The following is a 23,593-nucleotide window of genomic DNA, read 5'->3' on the forward strand; positions in this document are numbered from 1 at the left end:
CTCCGTGGGGGAAGACGGCACCTGTGGGCAGAAAGTTCACCGAGTGCGGCGTTCGTTCTGTGTTGCCCCGGTGCGTCCGGAACCGGGTGTGTGCTGACCAGCGACGGGGCGTGCACGGTTCACCGAGAATTCACCGCAGCCCGGACCGAATGCCCCGCCCGCTACCGCTCTGCCTGCTCCGCCAGGTGCCGCCACTGCGCGCGCAGGGACCTCATCGCACGCCGGGGATCGTCGACGTCGCCGAGTGCCGGGTACCAGACCGACCGGTGCTCCGGCGGGCCGAACGGGGTCCCGGGCAGCGGCCCGCTCTCCGTCGCCTCGAGCCCCACGCTCTCCACACGCCGAGGACCGACGGCGATCCCCAGGGGAGAACCCAGACCGCGCCAGACCGGCACGTGGGTGGTGTCCGGTCGGCCGACGAAACGGCGCGCCCACAGGGTGTCCAAGAGGTCCCTCTCGCCCAAGGTCTCCACCGTCTCCGCCAGGCGGGAGAGGGACTGCCCCTCCGCTACCGGTTCGAGCCCGACGACCACGGTCACCTCCTCGGTGAGCACGTCGTCGCTCCATGTCAGACCGATGCGCCCGACGTAGGGGTGGCCCTGTTCCCACGGGCCGGCGAAGTGCAGCAGCAACCGTTCCGGGGCGCGGTGCCGGGCCGAGTTGAGCATGCGGGTGGGGTCCCACGGCCGGGTGAGCGGTTCGTGGACGTCCCACGCGGCGGGCGGCGGCCCCGACAGGCACTCGGCGAGGATCTCCGCACCGTGCCCGATACGGGGTTCTTCGTCCGCGGGGTGCACGACCGAGAGCCGGACCTCCAGGTGTGTGCCCGTGGGCGGCTCGTCGAGGAACGCGGGTACGGGCCCCTCCGGTACCTGGCCGACCGGCTTCCTGCGTCGTTTCCTCGGCGGGTCGGGCAGGTGCCGGACGAACCCGTGCCGACCGTCCCACGTCAGCGGGAGTCCGGTCATGCCGTCGAAGTGGCCGCCCTCGCCGTCCTGCACCACCCACATCCCGTGTGCGCTGGTGACGGCCGTCCACGCCGAAAGGGTGAGCCGTGAGGAACGCGGCGTGCGCAGTTGCAGCATCCGGTCGCGGCCGGCGTTGACGGCGGGGGCGGCGAGCCAGGAGGACCACGGGACGACGGTGCGGTCCTGTGTCACGAGCACGGCGCTGTCGGTGATCCGGTCGGCCGCGGGGTGTCCCTTGTCGGCCTCGGCTGCGGCCCACGCTTCCGCGCCGCCGTCGGTCCCGGGCTCCGGGCGGAAGTCGCCATCGGCCGGCCCCGAGGTCCACACGGTGCCGCCCAGGCGGTCCACCAGTACCTGCGCGAAATCGTCGGCGACCCGGCGACCGGCGTCGTCGGGGCGCGCCCGTGTCTCCACCCACCAGCACGGGTCCGGCGCGGAGTCCTGTGTGTCCTGCCCCAGGAGGCGCCCGATCTCCTGCCGGGAGGCCATCGCCAGACCGGGCTCGACCGTGGCCAGGAGCGCACGGTCGTCGTCACGCAGCTCGAGCAGCGCGGTGTCGGTGTGCGGGGACACCCACAGGTCAGAGGCGGTCTGCTCCAGGACGCCGGTCACCGTTTCGAGGTCCGGCTCGTGAGCGACCAGCGCGACCGTGTCGTAACTCAACGATCCTCCGGGGGCGAGGTCAAGGGCGCGGTCAGCGTATGCGGGCGGCCCCCGGGGCGGAGATCCGGGGGCCGCCCGCGGCAGGGGGTGCCACGAGGCCGAGCCCGAATGCGAAGTCGCCCTGCACGGCCGCCGACATCGGCAACGGCAAGGAGGCACACACCCTAGTGTGGGCGGGCGCACACTCAGATGGCACAGTTGTCGAACCTGGAGTCATATTGGTCGTATTGTTCGTGTACCGCCACGAACTGGGCGGATGTCCTGATCGGCGGAGGTTCGACGGACCGCGTCCACCGAACCGGCCCCGCCCCCTGGAGACCGAATGACCGCGTTCACCGATCGTGGCCGCCTCTCGCTCACCGGTGCCCTGTTCATCGGTTACGTCCTGCTCCTGGTCGTGGCACTGGCCGCGGTGGGCACCCTGTGGGCGGTCCACTTCGACCGGGAGACCGACCGCCAGTACGCCGAACGCGTGCTGACCGTGGCCCGGTCGGTCGCCGTTCTGCCCGAGGTCGTGGAAGGCCTGCAGCAACCCGCACCGTCGGCGGAGCTCGACCCGCTGGCCGACCGCATCGCCGACTCCGCGGGCGCGGACTTCCTGGTCATCGCGTCACCAGACGGCACCCGGCACACGCACCCGGACAAGGACCTCATCGGGCAGCAGGTCTCGACCCCGCCCGGACCGGCCGCCGAGGGGCAGGAGTGGACCGGGGTGGAGGACGGGACCCAGGGGCGCACGGTGCGCGCCAAGATCCCCGTCTTCGCCGAGGGAGGGTCGCTGCACGCGGGGGACGCCGAGGGGGAGGTCGTCGGCTACGTCTCGCTGGGCATCCTCGACGACGACGCGACCACCGAGGCGCGCGCCGCCGTGCCCGCGATCCTGGGCACGACCGCCGTGGTCCTGGGCCTGGGCGTGGTCGGGGCGTGGGCGCTCTCACGGCAGGTGCGCACCAAGACACACGGTCTGGAACCGGCGCAGATCACGGCGCTGTTGGAAGGGCGCGAGGCCCTGCTCTACGCCGTCCGGGAGGGGGTGCTCGGTGTCGACGGCGACGGCCGGGTCGTACTCGCCAACCCGCCCGTGCGCGAGCTGCTGGGGTTGCCCGAGCACGCGGAGGGCTTCCACCTGGACGACCTGGAGCTCTCGGAACGTGTGCGGGACGTGGTCACCGGTGCCGACCCGGGCGAGGACCGGATCCTGCTCGTGGGAGGGCGCATCCTGGTCGCCAACCGCATGCCGGTGCGAATCCGCGGTCACGACGCAGGCGCCGTGGTGACTCTGCGCGACCGCACGGAGCTCGACCGGCTCACAGGGGAACTCGACGGGGCCCGCACGGTGACCCGCGGGCTGCGCTCACAGACCCACGAGTTCGCCAACCGGGTGCACACCGTCGCCGGACTTCTGGACCTCGGTGCGCACGGGGAGGCGCGGGACTATCTGGCCGACCTGACCGCCTCGCACACCCGGGTCGGCACCGGAGTGTCCGAGCACGTGCACGATCCAACCCTGGCCGCGCTCGCCCTGGCCAAGTCCGCGCAGGCCTCCGAACAGGGGGTCGAGCTGCAGCTGTCGCCTCTGACCCATGTGCCCGGGCCGTTGGGGGCGGAGGAGCGGACGGACGCCCTGCTCGTGCTCGGCAACCTGGTCGACAACGCGCTCGACGCCGTCAGGGCCGGTGCGCAGAAACGCGGTGCAGCTGATCCCCCGGACGCAGATCCGGCCGGTGACCCGGAGAACTGGGTGGAGCTCCTCGTACGCCTGCACCCCGAGTCCGGGACCGGTCTCGGCCACGATTTGCTGGAGATCCGGGTGACCGACTCCGGTCAGGGCGTTCCCGACGACGTCGCCGAGGAGATCTTCCGGTTCGGGTTCACCACCAAGGCGTCCCGGGACGGGGGAACACGGGGCCTGGGATTGGCGCTGGTGAAACAGGTGTGCGAGAACAGGGGCGGAAGCGTGGAGATGGAGGCCCCGGACACGGAGGAGGGTGCGGTGTTCACCGCGTGCCTGCCCATGACCGCTGCTGCGGTGGTCCCGTGAGCCGTGCTTCCTTGATCCGTGTGCTGGTCGTCGACGACGACGTGCGGGTGGCCCGCAACCACCAGGAGCTCGTGGAGACCCTGCCGACGTTCACCGTGGTCGGGGTGGCCCACAGCGCGGCCGAGGCGCTCACCCAGATCCGCGGTCACCGTCCCGATCTGGTGCTCCTGGACCTCCATCTGCCCGACGCGTCCGGGTTGTCGGTGGTGCGAGCGCTGCGGTCGGCCGAAGAGGACCCCGGTCACCGGACGGACTTCCTGATGATCACGGCCGTTCGCGACATCGCCCAGGTGCGCTCGGCTCTCCACGGGGGAGCGGTGCACTACCTGCTCAAGCCCTTTCCGCTCAGCGCGCTGCGGGACCAGTTGGAGCGGTACGCGGTCGCGCGGGACCGGATGTCCGCGGAGGGCGAGGCCACCCAGCAGGACGTGGACCGGTTGTTCGGCCTGTTGCGCCCGCCCGCGGCAGGATCACTGCCCAAGGGGTTGACCAAGGCAACGGCGGAACTCGTCGCCGGGGTGCTGCGTGCCGCTGACGGTGAGGTCTCGGCCTCGGATGTCGCTGACCGCGCCGGCGTCTCACGGGTGACCGCCCGCCGGTATCTGGAACACTTGTGCGCGGACGGGCGCGCTGGGCTGCGGCTGCGGTACGGAAGCGCCGGGCGGCCGGAGCACCTGTACCGCTGGGTGCCCTGACCGGAGGGGACTGGTGAGCCGCGCCGAGCAGGAGCTCGACGGGGCGAGGTCAACCGGGGCCAGGCACGGGACCGGTTGCGAACGTCCCGGTGACCGCGCCCGAGGAGCACGCCGACCGGCTCTTCGACATCGTCTCCGGCAACCTCCGCGACCGCCCCGAACCCGACTCCTGATCGACCCCACCCTCCCGCGCCGAAGGCCGAACTCCGCGACTTCGTGGACCGGGCCGCGCAGGCCTGACGCTCACGCGCGGCCGGGTTGCCCGGGTGCTTCGGGAGAGCCGGCCGGGTCCGGTCCCGTGGGTTCAGGGCCCGAGAGGTCTGGTCCCGACGGGCTCGGTCCTCCGGGGGAGACGTGGGCGCCCACGATGCGGGCGATGACCGTGGTCAGGAACAGGGTTCCGGCCACCGCCTCCCCCGTGGCCAGCGACCGCGCCCACGGCGTGACCGGCACGATGTCCCCGTATCCCAGAGTGACCAGGGTGACGAAGCTCAGATACGTGAGGTCCTGCCAGCCCACCGGACGGTGCGGCGCGAGGGAGTTCTCGAACGCGCCCGGCGACAGGGTCTCGATGATCCCGAACAGCGCCGCGAACACACCGCCCAGCAGCAGGTAGGCGCAGATCGCGGCCATGATCAGCTGTGGTCCGTGCGGCTGCCGGTGCTGCTTGCCGTACCTGAACACGAACACCAGCAGCTGCAGGATCACATAGCCCTGGAACAGCACGATGGCGGCGAACAGACCGAGGCGGACCAGGGGTTGGTCGGGCGTGAGCGCCGACCAGAACCCGAAGAACAGGAACACCACCGAGAGCACGGCCACGGGGAGCAGGCGCCGTCCCGGAGGGCGCACCACACGCACACCCAGCAGGACCACAACCGGATACAGCAGCGTGTAGAGCAGCTCAGCCGCCTGCCCGTGCAGGGTCAGCGGGTACGCGAAGTGCAGCAGCACCGCGGCCGCCAAGAACTCGGCCAGGGACCGTGACAGCCCCGGTCCACCACGCATTCCCGCCCCCTCCGGCTCCTTCGGCCGGGGCCCTCGAAACGCCACCGGCCGCCGCGAGGCTAGACCGGCAACGCGCGCGAACGCGTGAGGCACGGGCGTGAGTTGCGCTTTTTTCAGCGGCTGCCGTGCGAACCTCTCGCCCGGCCGCGGTTCCATCCCGCGCAACCAGCGCCGTGCGGGACCGGGCTCGCCCCGCGGTATGAACCGGCTCCCGTGGTGGTGGACGGGGGATCGCGGTCACTGCGATCACACTCGGGGCGCTGTCGGCGGCCCACCGCTGACAGCGCCCCGGCGCGTCATGCGGTCAGCACGGACGCGTGCGAGACCGCTGCGTTGGCCGCGGCGACCGCGCTGGTGATCGAGACCTCGCCCAACAGCCCCGGCGCCGCCACGGAGTCCCCGGCCAGGTACACGCCCCTGCCGCGGTCCACGGCAGGGCGGTCACGCCACGTGGTCCCGGGCAGGTCCAGGGCGCCGGACCGGCCCCACGCCTCCTGATCGCGGCGCCACGTCACCCGGTCGCGCCACCCCGGGAGCGCGGTGTCGAGGAACCCCTCGAGGCGCTCGACCACCTCCGCGCGCCGCTCCCCGGGCCTGACCGGCATCTGCGCCTGCACCAGCTCCTCGCCGCGGGGCGCCAGTGTCGGGTCGATGCCGGTGTAGCGCTCGACGAAACCGCCCTCGTCGAGGTCGAAGACGACCGACGGTTCCCGGCCGGTGCTGCGCAGGCCCAGGTCGAGCAGGAACGTGTGCCCGCTCTCCCACGCCAGGGACTCGTCACCGAGCAGGGAACGTGCGGAGGCCAGCGAGGTCGCCACGACCACCGGGGTTCCGGGTGGGCCTGCGGGCAGCTCCGACACCCGTGCACCGGTCTCGATGCGTACCCCCATGGCCCGGGCCCGCCGCGCCATGTGCTCGACCAGGTTGGTCCAACCGCCGAGCACGTAGAACACCGGGGGCGGCCCCGGGGCCGTCGCGCGCTGGAACCGGTCCCACACGAAGGCCGCGGACAACCGCCCCGGGTCATGGTCCATGAGGGCGACCCCGCCGGCCTTGCCCAGCGCCTGTGCCGTCTCGGCACCGAACTTCCCGGTGGCCCAGGAACCGAAGTCCTCGTCGACCGGGGCCCGAAGACCGCGCCGCGCGGCCGCCCACAGCATCCCCATCGGCGGGACGGCGATTCGGCCCCCGTACCGTGCCCGGGCCCCGGCCAACGCGGCTGTCGGCATGCGTCGCACGGGAGGCAGGAGACCGCGCTCCTCCAGCCAGCGCATCGGTCGGCCGGCGTAGAGCACGTGCGGGCCCTCGTTGGCGATGTGGGGCGGGGCGCTCGACCTGGCCCGGCCGCCCAGGGTCTCGTGGGATTCGTACAGAGTCACGTTCGCGCCTCGTTCGGCGCCGGCGACGGCCGCGGTGAGTCCTGCGAGGCCGCCACCCACGATGTCGATGTCCATACAGGGGTGACGGGATCGGGGGTGCGATCCGTGACATCGGCCCGGAACGGATCACTCGGGCAAGGGCACCCGGCTGAGCTTGTCCGGGTTGGAGACCATGAGGACCCGGCGGACGCGGCCGTCCTCGATCTCCGTGATGACCAGCATCAACGCGCGCCCGGCGGCGTGCATGACCACCGCGGGGGTGCCTCCGGAGTCGGTCGGGGCGAGGCCGAACGGGGTGCCGGCGGGCAGGCCCGCGGACTCCAGGAACCGGTCCGCGCGGCCTGCGATCCCGATGAGGAAGCGCGCGACCTTGTCCTGCCCTTGCAGCGCGTGCAGGGGCGCCTTCGTGCGGCCGCCGCTGTCGGCGACGAACACGGCGTCCTCGGTCAGCAGTTCCGTGAGCCCCTCCAGGTCGCCCTCGAGGCTCGCGGTCAGGAACCGTTCGGTGATGCGCCGGTGCTCGGCCCGGTCGGCTGTGAACCGGGGTCTCTGCTCGCGCACGTGCTCGCGTGCGCGCCGCGCGAGCTGGCGGGTGGTGGACTCGCTGCGCCCGACGACCTCGGCGACCTGCGTGTAGGGGAACGCGAACGCCTCGCGCAGCACGAACACCGCACGTTCCAACGGGCTCAGTGTCTGGAGCACCACGAGCAGCGCGAACTCCACGGAGTCGGCTGTCTCTGCCCGCTGCTCGGCGTTCTCCTCGGGCGCCGCGGGCTCGGGCAGCCACTCGCCGACGTAGGACTCCCGGCGGGCACGGGCGCTGCGGGCGCGGTCGAGCGCCAGGCGGGACGCGGTCGTCACGAGGTAGGCGCGGGGGTCGTCGACGGAGGTGTGGTCGACGGTGTCCCAGCGCATCCAGGTCTCCTGGACCACGTCCTCGGCCTCGGAGTGGTCGCCGAGCACCCGATACGCGACCCCCGTCAGCAGGGGGCGGTGTGCTTCGAAGGTCTGCGTCGTCATGCCGGTACCCCGTGCGAGGTGTGGAATGGGTCGGTCGGGCTCGGTCAGCCGCCGAGCTCGTGGTGCCTGGGCCCGTCGGCCGGATGCCCGGCGCTCGGTACGTACCCGGACCGGACGTTCATGAGTGACATGCTGCACCCTCACATCCACGCGGACCAGCCCGGGCCGGTGTAGCGGTCAGTCGGCTCCGGCCGGGCCCCCCTATGTGCTCGCGCCAGGGGCCGGACGCCACCAACCACTGCGGGACCAAGCGCACGGGGAACGGCACCTCCGTTCGAAGGCGCCCTCGCCGTGGATCTGGGTGACGTCGCGGTACTGGCCGTCGACGAGGCGCATCTCCGCAGTATCGAGCGCCGCCCCCTGGTCACCGGCCGGTTTCACGGGCCCGTCTTGCGCCGGTGCACACTGGAACCCGCTGCCGGGACGACGGGGGAGAGACGGGCTTGCACCGACTGCGTGAGTGGACACCGGACGACGCCGACCGGCTCCTGGACGCCTTCACCGACCCGGAGCTCTCCCGCCAGGAACCCCGCGTCCCCGGGACCCCGGGTCAGGCTCTCGAGTGGATCGCCCACCGGGCCGAACTCGTGCGCGAGCGCGACGTGCACGGATTCGCCGTCGTCGGCGGCGACGCGGACGATCCGCTCGGTCACGTCCAGGTCGCGGTGACCAGTCCTCGTCACGGCTGGGGGTGGGTGTCCTACTGGACCCACCACGCTGCGCGCGGGCGCGGGGCAGCGACCGCGGCCGCACTCCTGATCAGCGAGTTCGCCTTCACCCGGCTCGGTCTGTTCCGCCTCGAGCTGGGCCACCGCCTCGACAACCCCGGCTCGTGCGTGGCCGCTCGGCGCGCGGGGTTCCGGCCGGAGGGGATCGAGCGCGCCAAGCTCCGCTACGGCGGCCACCGGTACGACACCGGGGCGCACGCACGCCTGGCCGACGACCCTGTGGAGGGTGTGCCGGACGGTCCGTGCCGCGCAGGGTGACGTCCCCGGACACGAGAACGGGGCGCGGCCCCGGCCCGCGCCCCGTGTCGCTCCCGCACAGATCCTGCGCACAGGCAGGACGAAGTCTCTACTTGGCGGTGATGCCGTCGGTGTCGTCGACGTCGACCACGTTGCAGCCCTCCATGCTGAAGCCGGAGAAGCTGAGGACGTCGGCGCACACCGGAACGGTGATGTTCTGGATGTCGGCGTTGTTGTCGGCGGACGCGGGGCCGGCCATGGCGCCCAGGGCGAGGCCGGTGGCGAGAACGAAGCCGGAGGCGGTGATGATGCGCTTCATGGTGCTGTCCTTTTCGGTTGCAGGATGAGTTACGGGGTCCTACGGGGCGCACGGCCCCGAGGTCTGTGCGGCTCGGGTCTTAGTCGTGGACGGAGATGCCGTCGGTGTCGTTGATGTCCACGACGTTGCAGCCCTCGGAGCTCGCGCCGGACGCCGCGAGGACGTCCAGGCACACCGGGACGGTGATGTTCTGGACGTCGGCGTTGTTGTCGGCCGCGGCGGTGCCGGAGAAGGCACCGAAGGCGAGGCCGGTGGCCAGGACGAAGCCGGAAACCTTGGCGATACGGGACATGCGTCTTGCCTTTCGGAAGTTCAAAACAGGGTGGCTGTAGCCGCCGGAAATAACTTAGCGTAGTTGGCCGCCTGCTTGGAGTGTTTTCCCGGAAGAACACTGAGTTTCCTCGGCCATTTCTCGGCTCTGCGTCCGTTATGGCGGACATGTCGAGGTGTAACGGTGGCTCGGTGTTACACAAACGAAAGGGTGTCCCGATGGCGCCTGGAACGAATGCATCGGAAACGGGCGTCGTGCGTGTTCCAGGCATGAAAAAGGGCCCCTCCGCCGCGCGGAAGGGCCCGAAGGCGTCGGATCACCAGCCCTGCTGGCCGTATCCGGGGTACTGCTGTCCGTAACCCGGCTGCTGCCCGTAACCGGGGTACTGGTTCGGGTCGTAGCCCGGGTACTGCGGCGCGTACTGCTGCCCGTACCCCTGCTGCGGGTACCCGGCGTAGGGGTCGTACTGCTGCTGTGCGCCGGTGGGGTAATGCGGGTAGGCGGGCTGCTGGCCCGAGGCGTCCTGCGGCGCCTGCTGCTGGGCCTGCTGCTCCTGGCCGGCCCCGGACGTGGTGTCGGGCCGGAAGAGGAACAGGCGGGAGGCGTCGTCCTGCTTCTCACTGGGGGAGACGATGTCCAGCCTCCAGCCGGCCTCCTCGATCCCCTCCAGGATGCGGGTCAGCCCCGGACGCAGCTTGCTCCCCGCCTCGTCGTAGGCGTTGGCGTCGAGCTCGACGACGAACATCCGACGCTTCTGCTGCGCCGCGACCTTGGCGTGCTCGACGACCGTACTGTCCCGCACGACCTGTGTGACGCTCATTGAAAACTACCCATCTGCTCTGGTGAGGAGCGCGACGTCCCCGTCGGGCCGAAAGCCCGGTCGCCGCCTCCAACGGGGGGTGAGGGCGCCGGGCTCCACCCATGATGCCCCCGGCCGGGCCGTCTGGCCACAGAAAGTCCGGGAACGCCCAGGATGGAACCCGATGCCCAAAGCGGCTAGTTGGAGCCGCCGGCCTGCTCGCGGACGGCCTCGTCGACCGGCGTCGCACCGTTCACCAGGTTGAGGACCTTGCCGGCCGTCCCCGGTTCGTGCAGGAGCGCCACGACCGCCGAGGCCACGTCCTCACGGGAGACCGAGTCACGGGCCACGCCCTCGCCCAGGTCGACCACGCCGGTGCCGGGCTCGTCGGTCAGGCGGCCCGGACGCAGGATCGTCCAGTCCAGCTCGAGGTGGCGTTCGCGCAGGTCGGCGTCGGCGGCGCGCTTTGCCTCGACGTAGGCGGCCCAGACCGGCTCGGTTCCCTCCGGAAGCGGGTCGTCGACACCGATCGCGGAGATCTGCACGAAACGTCGCGCCCCCGCGAGCGAGGCGGCGTCGGCACACAGCACCGCGGCTTTGTGGTCCACGGTCTCCTTGCGCTCGGCCCCGCTGCCCGGGCCCGCCCCGGCCGCGAACACCACGGCATCGGCGTTCATGAGTTTCTCGGACAGTTCGGTGACGGTGGCCTGCTCCAGGTCGATGAGGACGGCCTCGGCACCGGCCTCCTCGACGTCGCCGGCATGGTCTGGATTGCGGATGAGGGCGACCGGCTGGTCCCCGCGGTCGGCCAACTGCTTGGCCAGACGCAGGGCGATCTTGCCGTGTCCCCCGGCGATGACGATACGCATGGGGGCAGCGTATTGCCTGCGGGGCCGCTGTGCCCGTCCCGCCCCGGGGTGGCACCGCACACGGCTCCCGCGCGGCACGGTCCCCGGCCTCTCACCGGGCCCGGGAACGCGAACGGCGGACGGGACGCACTGCCCCGCCCGCCGGACGACCGCGTTCAGATCAGTCCACGGTCCAGGTGTCCCCGCTCGACAGCAGCGACGCCAGCTCGCCGTCCCCGCGCTCGGCACGCGAGTCGGCGACCTGCTCGTTCACCAGCTCGTCGTAGACCGGACGCCGCACCTTGCGGAACACACCCACCGGGACGTGCTCGAAGGCCGGCAGGTCCAGCCGCGACAGCGCGAACGCGTACCCCGGGTCGTCCCGGTGCGCATCGTGTGTGATGACCCGGTCGCGGTTGGCGTCGGTGACCTCGGAGACCTCCAGGCCCCCGAAGCCCCCGGCGAACACACCGCGGTCCTCGCCGAGCATGAGCGGTTCACCGTGCTCCATGCGCAGCAGCCGGGTCTCACGCGCCGCCGGGTCCTTGAGCGGCTCGAACGCGTCGTCGTTGAAGATCGGGCAGTTCTGGTAGATCTCGACGAACGAGGCACCGGGATGGTCGGCGGCCTCCCGCAGCACCGACGTCAGGTGCTTGCGGTCCGAGTCGACCGTGCGTGCCACGAACGAGGCCTCCGCGCCCAACGCCAGAGACACCGGGTTGAACGGGGCGTCCAACGAACCCACCGGCGAGGACTTGGTGACCTTGCCCGCCTCCGACGTGGGCGAGTACTGGCCCTTGGTCAGGCCGTAGATGCGGTTGTTGAACAGCAGCACGTTTATGTTGACGTTGCGGCGCAGCGCGTGGATGAGGTGGTTGCCGCCGATCGACAGCCCGTCGCCGTCACCGGTGACCACCCACACCGACAGGTCGGGGCGGCTGGTCGCCAGCCCCGTCGCGATCGCGGGCGCACGCCCGTGGATCGAGTGCATGCCGTAGGTGCTCAGGTAGTAGGGGAAACGCGAGGAGCAGCCGATGCCCGAGACCATCACGATGTTCTCGCGCGGTACCCCCAGCTGCGGCAGGAAGGACTGGAACGCCGCCAGGACCGCGTAGTCCCCGCAGCCGGGGCACCAGCGCACGTCCTGGTCGGACTTGAAGTCCTTCATCTTGTACTGGGTGTCCGTGGTGGGAACGAGCTTCAGTCCGGCCAGGCTGCCCTCGCCGCTCCCGTTCAGGTTCTCACTGGTCACGCTCGACGACCTCCCGCAGCACGTCCGCCAGTTCCTCCGCCTTGAAGGGCAGGCCGCGGACCTTGTTGTAACCGATGACATCGACCAGGAACCGGGACCGCAGCAGCATCGAGAGCTGGCCCAGGTTGATCTCGGGGACCACGACCCGGTCATAGCTCTTGAGTACCTCGCCCAGGTTCTCCGGGAACGGGTTGAGGTGCCGCAGGTGGGCCTGGGCCACCTTCAGCCCGGCACGCCGCGCGCGACGCACACCCGCGGTGATCGCCCCGTAGGTGCCGCCCCAGCCGAGCACGAGCACGCTCGCCTCGCCCGAGGGGTCGTCGACCTCCAGGGGGGCGATGCTGCGCGCGATCGCGTCGACCTTGCCCTGGCGCGTGCGCACCATGAGGTCGTGGTTGGCGGGGGTGTAGGAGATGTCCCCGGTCTCGGAGTGCTTCTCGATCCCGCCGAGCCGGTGCTCCAGCCCTGCGGTGCCCGGGATCGCCCACGGGCGCGCCAGGGTCTCGCTGTCGCGCTTGTAGGGCAGGAAACCCCCCTCATCGCCGTTGGGCTCGGTCGCGAACCCGGGCTCGATGACGGGCAGCTCTTCCACGTCCGGCAGTCGCCAGGGCTCGGAGCCGTTGGCCAGGTACCCGTCGGAGAGCAGCACCACCGGCGTGCGGTAGGTCACGGCGATCCGGGTGGCCTCCAGGGCGGCGTCGAAGCAGTCGGCGGGCGACTGCGGCGCCACCACCGGCACGGGCGACTCGCCGTTGCGGCCGAACATGGCCATGAGCAGGTCGGTCTGCTCGGTCTTGGTCGGCATGCCGGTGCTCGGCCCGGCACGCTGCACGTCGACGATGAGCAGCGGCAGCTCGGTCATCACCGCCAGGCCCAGCGTCTCCTGCTTGAGCACCATCCCGGGACCGGAGGTGGTCGTCACGCCCAGGGATCCGCCGAAGGACGCGCCCAGGGCCGCTCCCACACCGGCGATCTCGTCCTCGGCCTGGAACGTGCGCACACCGAACCGCTTGTGCTTGGACAGTTCGTGCAGGACGTCCGAGGCCGGGGTGATCGGGTAGGAGCCCAGGAACAACGGCAGCCCGGACCGTGTCGACCCGGCGATGAGCCCGTAGGCCGTCGCCAAGTTGCCGGTGATGTTGCGGTAGGTGCCCGAGGGCAGCCGCGCCGGCTTGATCTCGTAGGAGACCGCGAAGTCCTCGGTGGTCTCACCGAAGTTCCAACCGGCCTGGAACGCCTTGAGGTTGGCGTCCAGGATGTCGGGCTTCCCGGCGAACTTCGACTTCAGGAAGGAGGTCGTGCCCTCGGTCGGCCGGTTGTACATCCACGACAGCAGTCCCAGCGCGAACATGTTCTTCGCGCGCTGGGCGTCCTTCTTGGAGATGTCACACGAGGACAGCGCCTCCACGGTCATCGATGTCAGAGGGACCGCGCTCACCTTGAACGCGTCGAGGGTCCCGTCCGTGGTCGGGTCCGCCTCGTAACCCACCTTGGCCAGACTGCGCCGCGTGAATTCGTCGGTGTTGACGATCACGGTGGCGCCCCTCGGCACATCGCCGATGTTGACCTTGAGGGCGGCGGGGTTCATCGCAACCAGGACGTCCGGGGCGTCACCCGGCGTCATGATGTCGTGGTCTGCGAAATGCAGCTGGAAGCTGGAGACGCCGGGAAGGGTGCCCGCAGGGGCGCGGATCTCCGCCGGGAAGTTCGGCAGGGTCGACAGGTCGTTGCCGAACGATGCGGTCTCCTGGGTGAACCGGTCCCCGGTCAACTGCATACCGTCGCCGGAGTCACCCGCGAAGCGGATGATGACACGGTCCAACTGTTCGATCTGTTTGGCCACTGAGATCGACGACCTCCTTGGTGAGCCGCCGGTCGTGACGGGCGGCGGCGCTCGGGTGTCAGTCCCCGGCCGACCGCTCCGTCGCGGGCCGGGAGTCGTGGTCGGGGACAAGGGGACAGCGTTCGTGGCCCCCGCACCCACCGGGTGCGCCAACCCGGTCAAGCGCGGTGTGGCGGGGGTTACCGCCTCGGCCGGGTCGTGAAGGGGCCAGCCTTCAACGACACAGCCGTGTGGGCACCGGAGCGACGTTTCGCGCCGGTCGCCTGGTGCTCACAGTGATGAGGGCCACGATCGCACTATAGGCGTTGAGCCGCCGTTCATGGCGGCTCGGTGTCCATTGTCACAGGCCGCGGCCCCGGAGCGGAGGGCCGGGGTCCGGTGAGCGGTGAAATGAGGATGTGACCGACCTCGGGCCACATGGGGAACGCAAGGTGCCGACCCGCACGTTTGTCACCATGTACGCGAGCAAGACCGGCCGCGGTGCCATGAGCGACAGGAGGGGACGCCGTGCACGTCAACGTGGTCCGTGCTGTGGGCCTGTTCGTCGGTGCCGGCGTGTGCGCCGTGTCCGTCGGATGGTTCGCCGCGGGGGCCCAGGGCCTGCAGTTCGCGAGTGCCCTCGTGGTGTGCATGGGAGTCCTCGTCTACCTGTTCGGGGAGTCCCTCGCCCTGCGTGCGATGCGGGCCCACCCCGTCGGGGAGATCGAACGGCCGGAGCTGTACCGGATCGTGCGGGAGCTGGCCACGGCCGCCCGCCAGCCCATGCCCAGGCTGTACCTGTCGCCGATCAGGTCGCCCAACGCCTTCGCCACCGGGGGGAGCCCACGCCGTGCCGCCCTGTGTTGCACGACCGGGCTCCTGCGTTCCCTCGACGAACGGCAACTGCGCGGGGTCATCGCACACGAACTCGCGCACATCCGGGCCCACGACACCCTCATCAGTTCCGTGGCGGCCACCCTCACGGCGACGATCACGGCGCTTACGTCGGTGGCTCTGCTGCTGCCGCTGGGGGAGTCGGAGGAGACCGACGTGCCCAACCTCCTCAGCGGGTTGATGCTGGCGGTGCTGGCACCACTCGTTGCGGTGGTCGTGTACTTCGGTGTGGGGCGCCGGCGCGAGTTCAGAGCCGATGAGAAGGCCGCGGAGCTCACCGGGGACCCCGAGGCCCTCGCCGACGCCCTGCTGCGCCTGGAGAAGGGCTCACGGGATTTCCCGCTGCCCCAGGGCCGGGTCCTGCTCGCAGCGGCGCACCTGATGACCACGAACCCGTTCCCGGACGGGCTGGGGTGCTTGTTCGCCGCCCACCCGCCGGTGCACGAGCGGGTGGAGCGCCTGCGGGCCCTGCGCGGCAAGTGGGACCTGGGCCAGTGACCCGAGCGGCCGATCGGAACGGACCGCAGACCCTTCGGCCGAGTCCTCCGACACACGGACGGGTCCGCGGATCTGCGTGATCCGCGGACCCGTCCGCTGTACCGAGGGGCCTTGCCCTAGCGGTAGTTCACGAACTGCAGCGCCAGGTCGAAGTCCTTCTCCTTGACCAGGTTCTGCACGGTCTGCAGGTCGTCCTTCTTCTTGGAGCTCACCCGGAGCTCGTCCCCCTGCACCTGCGCCTTGACGCCCTTGGGGCCCTCGTCGCGGATGTACTTGGAGATCTTCTTGGCGTCCTCGGTGGAGATGCCCTCCTTGAGCCCGATCTGGAGGCGGTACTCCTTGCCGGAGGGCTTGGGCTCGTCGGGCAGGTCCAGGATCTTCAGGGACAGCTTCCGCTTGATCAGCTTCTCCTTGAGCACCTCGAGCGCGGCGTTGGCGCGCTCCTCGGAGCTGCTGCGGATCTCCAGGCCGTTCTCGCCCTGGCGGCCGACGGTGCTTCCGGTCCCGCGGAAGTCGAACCGCTGGGACAGCTCCTTGGCCGCCTGGTTCACGGCGTTGTCGACCTCCTGGTGGTCGATCTTGGACACGACGTCGAAACTGGATTCGGCGGCCACGCTCGCTACACCCCGCTCGTTCTCTCATCGGTCGCGGGCGCACGTGGGCGCCCGTGTGGTCGGATTCGCGGCGGACCGCCGTACGGCCCGCACACACGGCACCCGAGCTTAGCCCCCACCCTCTCCGGGGCGCCCGCCGCGACCGCTCGCGGACGCGCCGCAGCTTTCGATTTCACCCTCGGGCCGATGATCCGCTATTGTCGTTCATGCGCCGCGACGGACTCCGTCGCCGCAACCCAGGCGGGTTGCCCGAGTGGCCAATGGGAGCGGACTGTAAATCCGTCGGCTTTGCCTTCCAAGGTTCGAATCCTTGACCCGCCACACTGGGAAGAAGCCCCGGTGACCAGTGCGAACTCTGGTCACCGGGGTTTTTTGTTCCGGGGGAGCAGGGGCAGCGGCTGCCCTCGAGGCAGCTGCGGGCACTCCCGGCGACCGGGGGCCGACCTGTGATGACCGCCACGGGTGTGTCTTCATGGGGTGGATTTGCCGAACGGCGCGTGCAAATGTGAAGTAGGAAGTTGTGAACTGCCGGGCGCCGTGCAGCTCTCCCCCCAGGTCCAGGACACGGCGTAGCCCGGTGCGCGAGAGCGGAGACGTCGAAGTCTCAGTGGTGAGGCTCCTCGGAGGAGCTCGTCACGGCTGTCCTGCAGACCACGCTTTGTCACTGGTGCCGGCAGGACCATCGGCACCGTACTGACGGAAGGGGAGACCGGTGTCCACCAATGATGGGCAGGACGATCAGGGGCCGCGGGAGCCCGACGCCGAGGTACCGCTGAAGGCGCCGAAGGACGAAGCCGGGGCCGAAACCCAGAAGAGCCGCCTCAAGCCGGTGGTCTTCTTCGGCTCGGCCGTGCTGATCCTTGCGATCTCCATCTGGGCGATCATCACGCCGGCGGGTGCGGAGAACACCATCGGGGTGGTGGTGGGTTGGATCACCGAGAACCTCGGTTGGTACTACTTCCTCGTCACCACGATCTACCTGGTGTTCGTGGTCTACATCGCTGCGTCCAGGTACGGCGGGATCAAACTCGGCCCTCAGCACTCCACGCCCGACTACAGCTTGTTCGCGTGGGCGACCATGCTGTTCGCCGCGGGTATCGGCATCGACCTGATGTTCTTCTCGGTCTCCGGCCCGGTCAGCCACTACCTGGCCCCACCCGAGGGCGACCCGGAAACCGTCGAAGCGGCCCGGCAGAGTGTGGTGTGGACACTGCTCCATTACGGTATCACCGGTTGGGCGATGTATGCGCTGATGGGAATGGCGTTGGGTTACTTCGCCTTCCGCAAGCGCCTGCCCCTGGCCATCCGGTCGGCCCTGTACCCGCTCATCGGCAAGCGCATCCACGGACGGCTCGGCGACGCCGTCGACCTCGCTGCCATCGTCGGGACCATCTTCGGTATCTCCGTGTCGCTGGGTATCGGCGTTGTACAACTCAATTTCGGTCTGAACTTCCTCTTCGGTGTTCCGGAGGGGCTGGCAGCGCAGATCGGGTTGGTCGTGGTCGCCGTCCTCATGGTCACGGTCTCGGCTGTGGCGGGCGTCGACAAGGGCATCAGGCGTCTGTCCGAGCTCAACCTCATCTTCGCCGTGATCCTGATGTTGTACATCTTGATCCTGGACAACCCCGCTGATCTGCTCAACGGGCTCGTACTCAACATCGGCGACTATCTCAGCCGGTTCCCGGCGATGACGCTGAACACCTTCGCCTATGACCAGCCGACCGAATGGCTCAACGAATGGACGCTGTTCTTCTGGGCCTGGTGGGTCGCGTGGGCACCGTTCGTCGGGCTCTTCCTCGCCAGGATCTCGCGCGGCCGTACCATCCGGCAGTTCGTCGCGGCGACGCTGGTGATCCCGCTGCTGTACACGCTGACGTTCCTGTCGATCTTCGGTAACAGTGCGCTGAACACTGTGCGCGCGGGTAATACCGAATTCGGCCTGATCGCCATGAACACCCCGGAGCAGGGCTTCTACACCCTGCTCAGCGAGTACCCCGGTCTGATGTTCAGCGCCGGGCTGGCGACCTTCGTCGGGCTGCTGCTCTATGTCACCTCGGCGGACTCCGGTGCGCTGGTGATGGCCAACCTCAGCTCGCGGCTGCCCACGCCGACCACCGATGCCGCGCCATGGCTGCGCATCTTCTGGTCAGTGGCGATCTCCGTGCTCACGATCGCCATGCTCATCGTCGGCGGGGTGGACGCCTTGTCCAACGCGACCATCATCATGGGGTTGCCGTTCTCGTTCGTGATGCTGTTGATCATCTGGAGCCTGTACAAGGCGCTACGGGTCGAAGGCTTCCGGCAGGACGCGTTCCGGACCACCCTGACCCCGTTCCTGTCGGACCGGAGCGCTGTGGAGAGCCGGGACGCGCGGAGCACCTGGCGGCAGCGGCTCAAGAGAACGGTGAACTTCCCCAACCACCGGTCGGCGGCCCGGTTCGCACGCGAGGTGTGCCGTCCTGCGCTCGATGAGGTCACCGCAGAACTGCGTGAGCAGGGGCTGGAGGCCTCGAGCGAAGAGTGGGCCGATGACGGCACGGGGATCTCGCAGATGGACCTGAAGGTCTCGATGGAGGGCTCGGAGGACTTCGTCTACGAGATCGGCCCCGTGGTGAGGCCCACGCCGAGCTTCGCCATGCGGTCGCTCTCGTGGAACGACACCTATGTGCGCTTCGAGGTCTCGCTCGGCGGGAGCAGGCAGGGATACGACGTGATGGGTTACACCAAGGAACAGCTCATCAGCAACATCCTCGACGAGTACGAGCGCCACCTGGAGTTCCTGCGTCTGAGCCGGGAAGCTTCCGTCAGTCCGGGGGCGTCCGAGGGCGGATCCGAGGCCGACCGGCCTCCTGAAGAAGACTGAGGAGCGCTGACGCACCAGCTCCTGGGGCGGCCCGCCGTGCAGACTCGGCGGGCCNGGTTCCGGGGATTCGTGCGCTCACGGAGCAGGAACGAACCGGATTTCGAGTGAGGTGGGCACTGCTCCGTTAACGCTGTGTGCGACGGTCGTGAGTATCGGGTGCTCGTCGGTCGCTCCGTGCTCCACGTGCATCCGGTGATCCCTGGCCCGCTTCTGCACAGCAGGGGTTTCGATGATGGTCACACGGCGTGAAGGAATACGGACGGTAGCGGTTTCGACACGCATGCGTCTCGTGTCGGTAACGGGGCGGTGCCGTTACGGGCGGCCGTGTGGCCCCGTGTCCGGATTCGCGGCCTTTCACACGCACGCGGTGATTGAGTCCCGATGAATGCATTCGCCCGCCGCTCGAAAAGGGCAGGAAAGGCGAAACGCACAAACCGGCTTCCGGGTTTCGGCGTTGACAAAAACCGGGGACCGTTCAATGATTGCTTCAGTCCACCGCGACACAGGTGCAAGAGCGCCTGAGTCTTTTTCTGTCGGAACCCGTTCCTATTATCGGGGGATTCATGATCAAGAAGACGGCCGCTGCTGGCCTGGTCGCCGGTGCCGCGTTGGGCGCGCTCCTCATGGGAGCCCCGGCTCACGCCTCGCACGGAGGCGACCAGCAGTTCAACCAGAACCTGCAGCTCGTGCCCGTCCAGTCCTGCAACCTGGACGCCAGTGTCGGCCTGGTCGCCGTCACCGCGCCTGTCCTGTCGCCGCAGACCACCGGCGACTGCGTGAACGGCCCCGTCGGTACCAACATCAACTAGTTCCGGCAACAAGCCACAGAAGAACTCGACACATAATTTTGAAAGGTCATCAAATGCTGCGTAAGTTCGGCGTTGCCGGTCTCGTCGCTGGCGCCGCTCTCGGTGCTGTCCTCGCCGCCACCCCCGCCTCCGCCGGGTACGGCGGCGGGTCGCACGGTGGCGACCAGCAGTACAACCAGAACCTGCAGGCCGTTCCGGTCCAGTCCTGCAACCTCGACGCCGCCGTCGGCGCGGTCGGCGTGAACGTGCCGATCCTGTCGCCCGACAGCACCGGCGACTGCACCAACGGCCCGGTGAGCACCAACATCGACTAGGAGCCGGGTACAGGCCCGCGCCCTCGCGAGCGCGGCCGCTCCACCCGCCGGTGCACAACCGTCCCCGGAACGGCACCGGCAGTCGCTCCCGCACCGACCGACGCAGTCGGCCGGCCACGGCGCACCCGTGACCGGCTCGGCACCGGGGAGGCGGACCACCTCCCCGGTGCGTCGGTGCAACACCCCGAATGACCTTCCGGGGATCCGTGTGTCCGGACGAGGTTTCCGGGGTTCACGGGCCCCTTCCACACACTTTCCAGATCAGGAGAGAACGCCATGCTGCGCAAGATCACTGCCGCCGGTGCCATCGCCGGTGTCGCCCTCGGTGCCATGCTCGCCGCCACCCCCGCCTCCGCCGGGTACGGCGGGGGGGGGGGGGNCCCGGTCCAGCTGTGCAACACCGACGCGGCCGTGGGCCTGCTGGCCGGCGTCAACGCGCCGATCCTGTCGCCCGACAGCACCGGCGACTGCACCAACGGCCCGGTCAGCACCAACATCGACTAGGAGATCCTGCATGCTGCGCAAGATCACCGCGGCCGGCGCGATCGCCGGTGTCGCCCTCGGGGCGATGCTGGCCGCCACGCCCGCGTCCGCATCGCACGGGTCGCACGGTGGGGACCAGCAGTTCAACCAGAACGTGCAGCTCGTCCCGGTCCAGCTGTGCAACACGGACCTGGCGGTCGGCCTGGTCGGTGCGAACGTGCCGGTGCTGTCGCCGCAGACGACGGGTGACTGCGTCAACGGTCCGGTCCACACCAACGTCGACTAGGACCTGAGCGAGGGCGCCGCCCTCACCTTCCGGGGTTCGCCCCCGGCGTGACCCTCAAGAGCAGTTGGGAGGCCCCCCGGCGTGTGCCGGGGGGCCTTCGTGCTGCTCGTGGGCATGATGGGCGCAATCACGCGAGGGAGGCGGCGATGAAGCGCACGATGGCTCCGGTACTGCTGGCGACCCTGGTTCTGAGCGCCTGCGCCGACGAGGACGACGGCTCGCTCGACCCCACCGGGTGGCAACCGGGCGAGGGCCCCGCCCCGAGCCCCACCGACGAGGAGCCCGAGCAGGGCACGATGGTCCTCAACCGTTACCAGGACGAGGAGGGCTACCCGGACGAGCGCCCGGAGACCTACGTCGCGACGGAGTTCACGAGCTTCACGGACATGTCGTGGGACGAGTGGTCGGACGAGATCGCGCGGGGCAGCGGGAACATCGCCGGGACCTGGTGCCTGAACCTCGACTGCGACGAGGACCCCTACGACGTCGACGTCGAGCTGCACGATCCGGTCGAGGTCGACGGGGTCTCGTACTTCTCCACCTACGAGGTCGTCGACACCGGGGACATGCCCGAGGACATCCGCCAGGGCATGGAGGCCGCGGACGCCGGGCGCCTGACCGTCCCGGGGGAGGGCGGCGCCGACGGGGAGGAGCCCGAACCCGCCCCCGACGAGGACGACACCGAGGACCAGGACGACGATCCGGACGACGACAGCCCGGGCGACGATGAAGACGGCAACGGCAACGGCAACGGCAACGGCAACGGCGACAACGACGACGGTGAAGACAACTGACCTCCGACCCGCGCAGCCCCGGTCGGACGTGACCTTGGCCTCGTTGCCCGGATCCGGAAACCTCCAATCTTCCAAAAAACACGAAACGCCTGCTCAACAGCGGTGATCGGGGCTCCCCGCCCGCCCCCGGACCGGCTGAAACGGGCGTGGTGAGTGCGCGGGGTCTCTAGTCTGCTGAAGGTGGGCATCAACCAGTGGACGGACAACCCCGCCGACGACGTACCGGGCCCCGGCAGCACGCCGGCGCCCCGACACGGCCGTGCGGCGCTGCTGCGCCTGGCCGCGTGGTTCGAGGAGGCCGGGCCCGAGCGTTCCGACGCGCTCGCCTCGGCCGTGTACGCGCTCGATCCCGCCCGTCACATGCACGGACGTGTGGACGGAACTGTCGCAGCGACCACCAGCTGGTGGCAGGCCGACCCCGACCTCTCCACCGTTGTGGAACGCCCCGGAAACCGCCGCCCCGAACCGGTCCGGGACCACCGAGCCCAGCAGGCCCGCTTGCGAGACGCCGCCGAGTCCTCCGCGCACTGGCGCCGCACCGGGGCGGAGCAGCTCCGTTCCCTGTTCACCGAACCCACCGGGCGGGACGCACAGCTGGACCTCTCCGGCGCGGGCATGGAGGTACTCACCGAACTGTTGACCGCGGCGCTGGCCGCCGGCGACGCGAGCGGGCGCGCCACCCACGCCGGTGACCTCGAGTTCGGACTGCGCCTGCACGTGTTGCCGTCCCCGGGTGCGTCGGTGACGGTCTCCGGGGAGGGCGGCGACCTGGCCCTGCAAGACCTGCGCCTGTACGCGACCCCGTACGGACAGACCGACCCCGGAGCGCTGCCGGAGCTCGAGCCGTCCGAAACCCCCGCCGAAGAGGCCCAGGGATCCGCCGAGGAAGCCGACGGGGCCGATGGACCTGCCGAGGGGACGGACACCGACACCGCCGAGGGGCAGGATCCCGAGCCTGAACCGGATCCCGCGCCCACTCCGGACCCCGGACCCGAATCACCTCCCGTGGGCCCCGGCCCTGCTGCCGCACCGGTCGGGACCACCCCCGGGTCCGCCCCCGGCGGCGAGGCCCCGACCCCTGACGCCGCGCCCGCCGGCAACCCCTCCGACGAGGACCCGGCCGCCCCTGTCGAGCGCCCCCCGGTCACCGGTAGCCTCCCCGGACCGGACCCGGACGGCGAGACCACCGGTCCCATCGAGATCTCCACACACCGGCCCCGCGGCCAGGAACGGGGATGACGAGCATGGACCCCTACATCGAGGACTCCGCCCTCATCGGTGAGCGACAGGCCGCAGCGCGCGCCCTGATGTCCCGACCCCTGCTCACCGAGCGCACCGACCCCGCAGACCTCGCCCTCGTGCGCGTCCACGCCGAATGGCTGATCCAGCGTTTCCAGCGGGTGCTCGGGTACCGGCTCACCGTCGCCGACGACCACGCCCGCCTGTACAAGCGCGGGGCAGGAGCGCGCGTGCCCGAACCGTTCCGCCGGTCGGGCGGCGCCCGGTTCACCCCGCGCACGCACACCCACCTCGCGCTCCTCCTGGCCGTCCTGGTCGAGCCGCACGGGGACACGAGCGTGCAGGACCTCGCAGCCGCGGTGCGTGAGGCTGCCCGTGAGGCCGGTGTGGACGCCGATCCAGCACGCGGCGCGGGCGAACGCCGCGCCTTCGGGGCCGCTTTGCGCCACCTGGTGGGGCTCGGCGCCGTCTCCGAACTCTCCGGGACCGTCGCGGCCCACGTGGCCGACCCGTCCGACGAGGTGGTCCTGCGTCCCCACACCCAGGCGGTCCGCTCCGTGGCCGCGCACCTGCCGCGCCCCGGTGAGGGCCCCGAGGCCTTCCTGGCCGAGGCCGACGAGAGCGACCCCGACGGTGACCAGGCCGGTGAGACCGCGCTGCGCCGCATGCTCGCCGAGGACGCCGCCGTGTTCCGCGCGGACCTTCCCGACCGCCAGCGCGACCGTCTCGCCGCCCATCAGTGGCGGGGC

At 70.2% G+C, this 23,593-nt stretch carries 23 protein-coding genes and 1 tRNA gene; 13 read left to right on the top strand and 11 right to left on the bottom strand.

Annotated elements, in window-relative coordinates; genetic code table 11:
• Window positions 1-161 precede the first annotated feature (161 nt).
• Window positions 162-1,631 carry a DUF6177 family protein gene (locus D474_RS0120270; RefSeq protein WP_017615334.1) on the bottom strand — a complete coding sequence of 490 codons (1,470 nt, stop codon included), beginning with the start codon at window positions 1,629-1,631 and terminating at the stop codon, window positions 162-164.
• Window positions 1,632-1,953: 322 nt separating this feature from the next.
• On the opposite strand from D474_RS0120270, the gene D474_RS0120275 reads away from it, so the two are divergent.
• Window positions 1,954-3,672 carry an ATP-binding protein gene (locus D474_RS0120275; protein ID WP_017615335.1) on the top strand — a complete coding sequence of 573 codons (1,719 nt, stop codon included), beginning with the start codon at window positions 1,954-1,956 and terminating at the stop codon, window positions 3,670-3,672.
• Window positions 3,673-3,683: 11 nt separating this feature from the next.
• Window positions 3,684-4,367: a response regulator gene (locus D474_RS0120280; RefSeq protein ID WP_026118658.1), complete on the top strand. Its 684-nt coding sequence runs from the start codon at window positions 3,684-3,686 to the stop codon at window positions 4,365-4,367.
• Between the two features lie 243 nt (window positions 4,368-4,610).
• Here D474_RS0120280 and D474_RS29460 read toward each other — a convergent pair whose 3' ends face one another.
• The 3 genes from D474_RS29460 to sigJ all read right to left on the bottom strand — a co-directional run bounded on the left by D474_RS29460 (window position 4,611) and on the right by sigJ (window position 7,774).
• Window positions 4,611-5,375 carry a potassium channel family protein gene (locus D474_RS29460; protein ID WP_017615337.1) on the bottom strand — a complete coding sequence of 255 codons (765 nt, stop codon included), beginning with the start codon at window positions 5,373-5,375 and terminating at the stop codon, window positions 4,611-4,613.
• A gap of 296 nt (window positions 5,376-5,671) precedes the next feature.
• Complete coding sequence (locus D474_RS0120295; protein WP_017615338.1) at window positions 5,672-6,829, bottom strand: phytoene desaturase family protein; 1,158 nt, start codon at window positions 6,827-6,829, stop codon at window positions 5,672-5,674.
• Between the two features lie 51 nt (window positions 6,830-6,880).
• Window positions 6,881-7,774: an RNA polymerase sigma factor SigJ gene (gene sigJ / locus D474_RS0120300; RefSeq protein ID WP_017615339.1), complete on the bottom strand. Its 894-nt coding sequence runs from the start codon at window positions 7,772-7,774 to the stop codon at window positions 6,881-6,883.
• Between the two features lie 443 nt (window positions 7,775-8,217).
• Between sigJ and D474_RS0120305 the strand changes: the two genes are divergently transcribed.
• Complete coding sequence (locus D474_RS0120305) at window positions 8,218-8,760, top strand: GNAT family N-acetyltransferase (protein ID WP_017615340.1); 543 nt, start codon at window positions 8,218-8,220, stop codon at window positions 8,758-8,760.
• 88 nt (window positions 8,761-8,848) lie between these two features.
• Here the strand turns inward: D474_RS0120305 and D474_RS0120310 are convergent, their stop codons facing one another.
• From D474_RS0120310 to D474_RS0120335, 6 genes are all read right to left on the bottom strand, one after another.
• The gene (locus D474_RS0120310) at window positions 8,849-9,058 is read right to left on the bottom strand and encodes a hypothetical protein (protein ID WP_017615341.1); all 210 of its coding nucleotides are present in this window, start codon (window positions 9,056-9,058) and stop codon (window positions 8,849-8,851) included.
• A 79-nt stretch (window positions 9,059-9,137) separates the two neighbouring features.
• Window positions 9,138-9,350 (bottom strand): outer-membrane immunogenic protein, encoded by a 213-nt coding sequence (locus D474_RS0120315; protein ID WP_017615342.1) that lies wholly within the window; start codon window positions 9,348-9,350, stop codon window positions 9,138-9,140.
• Window positions 9,351-9,645: 295 nt separating this feature from the next.
• A complete protein-coding gene (locus D474_RS0120320; protein ID WP_017615343.1) occupies window positions 9,646-10,149 on the bottom strand; it encodes a hypothetical protein in 504 nt (167 codons plus the stop codon).
• Window positions 10,150-10,325: 176 nt separating this feature from the next.
• Window positions 10,326-10,997, bottom strand: coding sequence for an SDR family oxidoreductase (locus D474_RS0120325; RefSeq protein ID WP_017615344.1), 672 nt, complete (start codon window positions 10,995-10,997; stop codon window positions 10,326-10,328).
• Between the two features lie 160 nt (window positions 10,998-11,157).
• Window positions 11,158-12,228, bottom strand: coding sequence for a 2-oxoacid:ferredoxin oxidoreductase subunit beta (locus D474_RS0120330; RefSeq protein ID WP_017615345.1), 1,071 nt, complete (start codon window positions 12,226-12,228; stop codon window positions 11,158-11,160).
• Entirely contained in the window at window positions 12,218-14,071 is a 1,854-nt protein-coding gene (locus D474_RS0120335) for a 2-oxoacid:acceptor oxidoreductase subunit alpha (protein WP_017615346.1), read from the bottom strand. The genes D474_RS0120330 and D474_RS0120335 overlap by 11 nt, the downstream gene beginning before the upstream one ends.
• A 507-nt stretch (window positions 14,072-14,578) precedes the next feature.
• Between D474_RS0120335 and D474_RS0120340 the strand changes: the two genes are divergently transcribed.
• Window positions 14,579-15,442 (top strand): M48 family metalloprotease, encoded by an 864-nt coding sequence (locus tag D474_RS0120340; RefSeq protein ID WP_017615347.1) that lies wholly within the window; start codon window positions 14,579-14,581, stop codon window positions 15,440-15,442.
• A gap of 116 nt (window positions 15,443-15,558) precedes the next feature.
• On the opposite strand, the gene D474_RS0120345 is transcribed toward D474_RS0120340, so the two are convergent.
• On the bottom strand, window positions 15,559-16,056 hold the full coding sequence (locus D474_RS0120345; RefSeq protein ID WP_017615348.1) for a YajQ family cyclic di-GMP-binding protein: 498 nt from the start codon (window positions 16,054-16,056) through the stop codon (window positions 15,559-15,561).
• 239 nt (window positions 16,057-16,295) lie between these two features.
• On the opposite strand from D474_RS0120345, the gene D474_RS0120350 reads away from it, so the two are divergent.
• From D474_RS0120350 to D474_RS0120390, 9 genes are all read left to right on the top strand, one after another.
• A tRNA-Tyr gene (locus D474_RS0120350) sits at window positions 16,296-16,377 on the top strand.
• 391 nt (window positions 16,378-16,768) lie between these two features.
• A complete protein-coding gene (gene betT, locus D474_RS0120355; RefSeq protein ID WP_017615349.1) occupies window positions 16,769-18,919 on the top strand; it encodes a choline BCCT transporter BetT in 2,151 nt (716 codons plus the stop codon).
• A 563-nt stretch (window positions 18,920-19,482) separates the two neighbouring features.
• Window positions 19,483-19,728: a hypothetical protein gene (locus tag D474_RS0120360; RefSeq protein ID WP_017615350.1), complete on the top strand. Its 246-nt coding sequence runs from the start codon at window positions 19,483-19,485 to the stop codon at window positions 19,726-19,728.
• A 53-nt stretch (window positions 19,729-19,781) separates the two neighbouring features.
• On the top strand, window positions 19,782-20,042 hold the full coding sequence (locus tag D474_RS0120365) for a hypothetical protein (protein WP_017615351.1): 261 nt from the start codon (window positions 19,782-19,784) through the stop codon (window positions 20,040-20,042).
• Between the two features lie 276 nt (window positions 20,043-20,318).
• Window positions 20,319-20,546: a hypothetical protein gene (locus D474_RS0120370; RefSeq protein ID WP_017615352.1), complete on the top strand. Its 228-nt coding sequence runs from the start codon at window positions 20,319-20,321 to the stop codon at window positions 20,544-20,546.
• Window positions 20,547-20,556: 10 nt separating this feature from the next.
• On the top strand, window positions 20,557-20,811 hold the full coding sequence (locus tag D474_RS0120375) for a hypothetical protein (RefSeq protein ID WP_017615353.1): 255 nt from the start codon (window positions 20,557-20,559) through the stop codon (window positions 20,809-20,811).
• 146 nt (window positions 20,812-20,957) lie between these two features.
• Window positions 20,958-21,605: a hypothetical protein gene (locus D474_RS29465; RefSeq protein ID WP_017615354.1), complete on the top strand. Its 648-nt coding sequence runs from the start codon at window positions 20,958-20,960 to the stop codon at window positions 21,603-21,605.
• Between the two features lie 180 nt (window positions 21,606-21,785).
• Complete coding sequence (locus D474_RS0120385) at window positions 21,786-22,844, top strand: DUF2397 family protein (protein ID WP_017615355.1); 1,059 nt, start codon at window positions 21,786-21,788, stop codon at window positions 22,842-22,844.
• Window positions 22,841-23,593: DUF2398 family protein (locus D474_RS0120390; RefSeq protein ID WP_017615356.1), on the top strand; the 753-nt coding region annotated here is incomplete at its 3' end. The genes D474_RS0120385 and D474_RS0120390, both read left to right, overlap by 4 nt.

Origin of the sequence: Nocardiopsis salina YIM 90010 (assembly GCF_000341025.1) — a bacterium.
GTDB lineage: Bacteria > Actinomycetota > Actinomycetes > Streptosporangiales > Streptosporangiaceae > Nocardiopsis > Nocardiopsis salina.

What these genes read in the sequence shown, in the direction of transcription:
- D474_RS0120275 (WP_017615335.1), top strand. Translation starts at nt 1,954, where the DNA reads ATGACCGCGTTCACCGATCGTGGCCGCCTCTCGCTCACCGGTGCCCTG.
- D474_RS29460 (WP_017615337.1), bottom strand. Translation starts at nt 5,375, where the DNA reads ATGCGTGGTGGACCGGGGCTGTCACGGTCCCTGGCCGAGTTCTTGGCG.
- D474_RS0120295 (WP_017615338.1), bottom strand. Translation starts at nt 6,829, where the DNA reads ATGGACATCGACATCGTGGGTGGCGGCCTCGCAGGACTCACCGCGGCC.
- sigJ (WP_017615339.1), bottom strand. Translation starts at nt 7,774, where the DNA reads ATGACGACGCAGACCTTCGAAGCACACCGCCCCCTGCTGACGGGGGTC.
- D474_RS0120310 (WP_017615341.1), bottom strand. Translation starts at nt 9,058, where the DNA reads ATGAAGCGCATCATCACCGCCTCCGGCTTCGTTCTCGCCACCGGCCTC.
- D474_RS0120315 (WP_017615342.1), bottom strand. Translation starts at nt 9,350, where the DNA reads ATGTCCCGTATCGCCAAGGTTTCCGGCTTCGTCCTGGCCACCGGCCTC.
- D474_RS0120320 (WP_017615343.1), bottom strand. Translation starts at nt 10,149, where the DNA reads ATGAGCGTCACACAGGTCGTGCGGGACAGTACGGTCGTCGAGCACGCC.
- D474_RS0120325 (WP_017615344.1), bottom strand. Translation starts at nt 10,997, where the DNA reads ATGCGTATCGTCATCGCCGGGGGACACGGCAAGATCGCCCTGCGTCTG.
- D474_RS0120360 (WP_017615350.1), top strand. Translation starts at nt 19,483, where the DNA reads ATGATCAAGAAGACGGCCGCTGCTGGCCTGGTCGCCGGTGCCGCGTTG.
- D474_RS0120365 (WP_017615351.1), top strand. Translation starts at nt 19,782, where the DNA reads ATGCTGCGTAAGTTCGGCGTTGCCGGTCTCGTCGCTGGCGCCGCTCTC.
- D474_RS0120375 (WP_017615353.1), top strand. Translation starts at nt 20,557, where the DNA reads ATGCTGCGCAAGATCACCGCGGCCGGCGCGATCGCCGGTGTCGCCCTC.
- D474_RS29465 (WP_017615354.1), top strand. Translation starts at nt 20,958, where the DNA reads ATGAAGCGCACGATGGCTCCGGTACTGCTGGCGACCCTGGTTCTGAGC.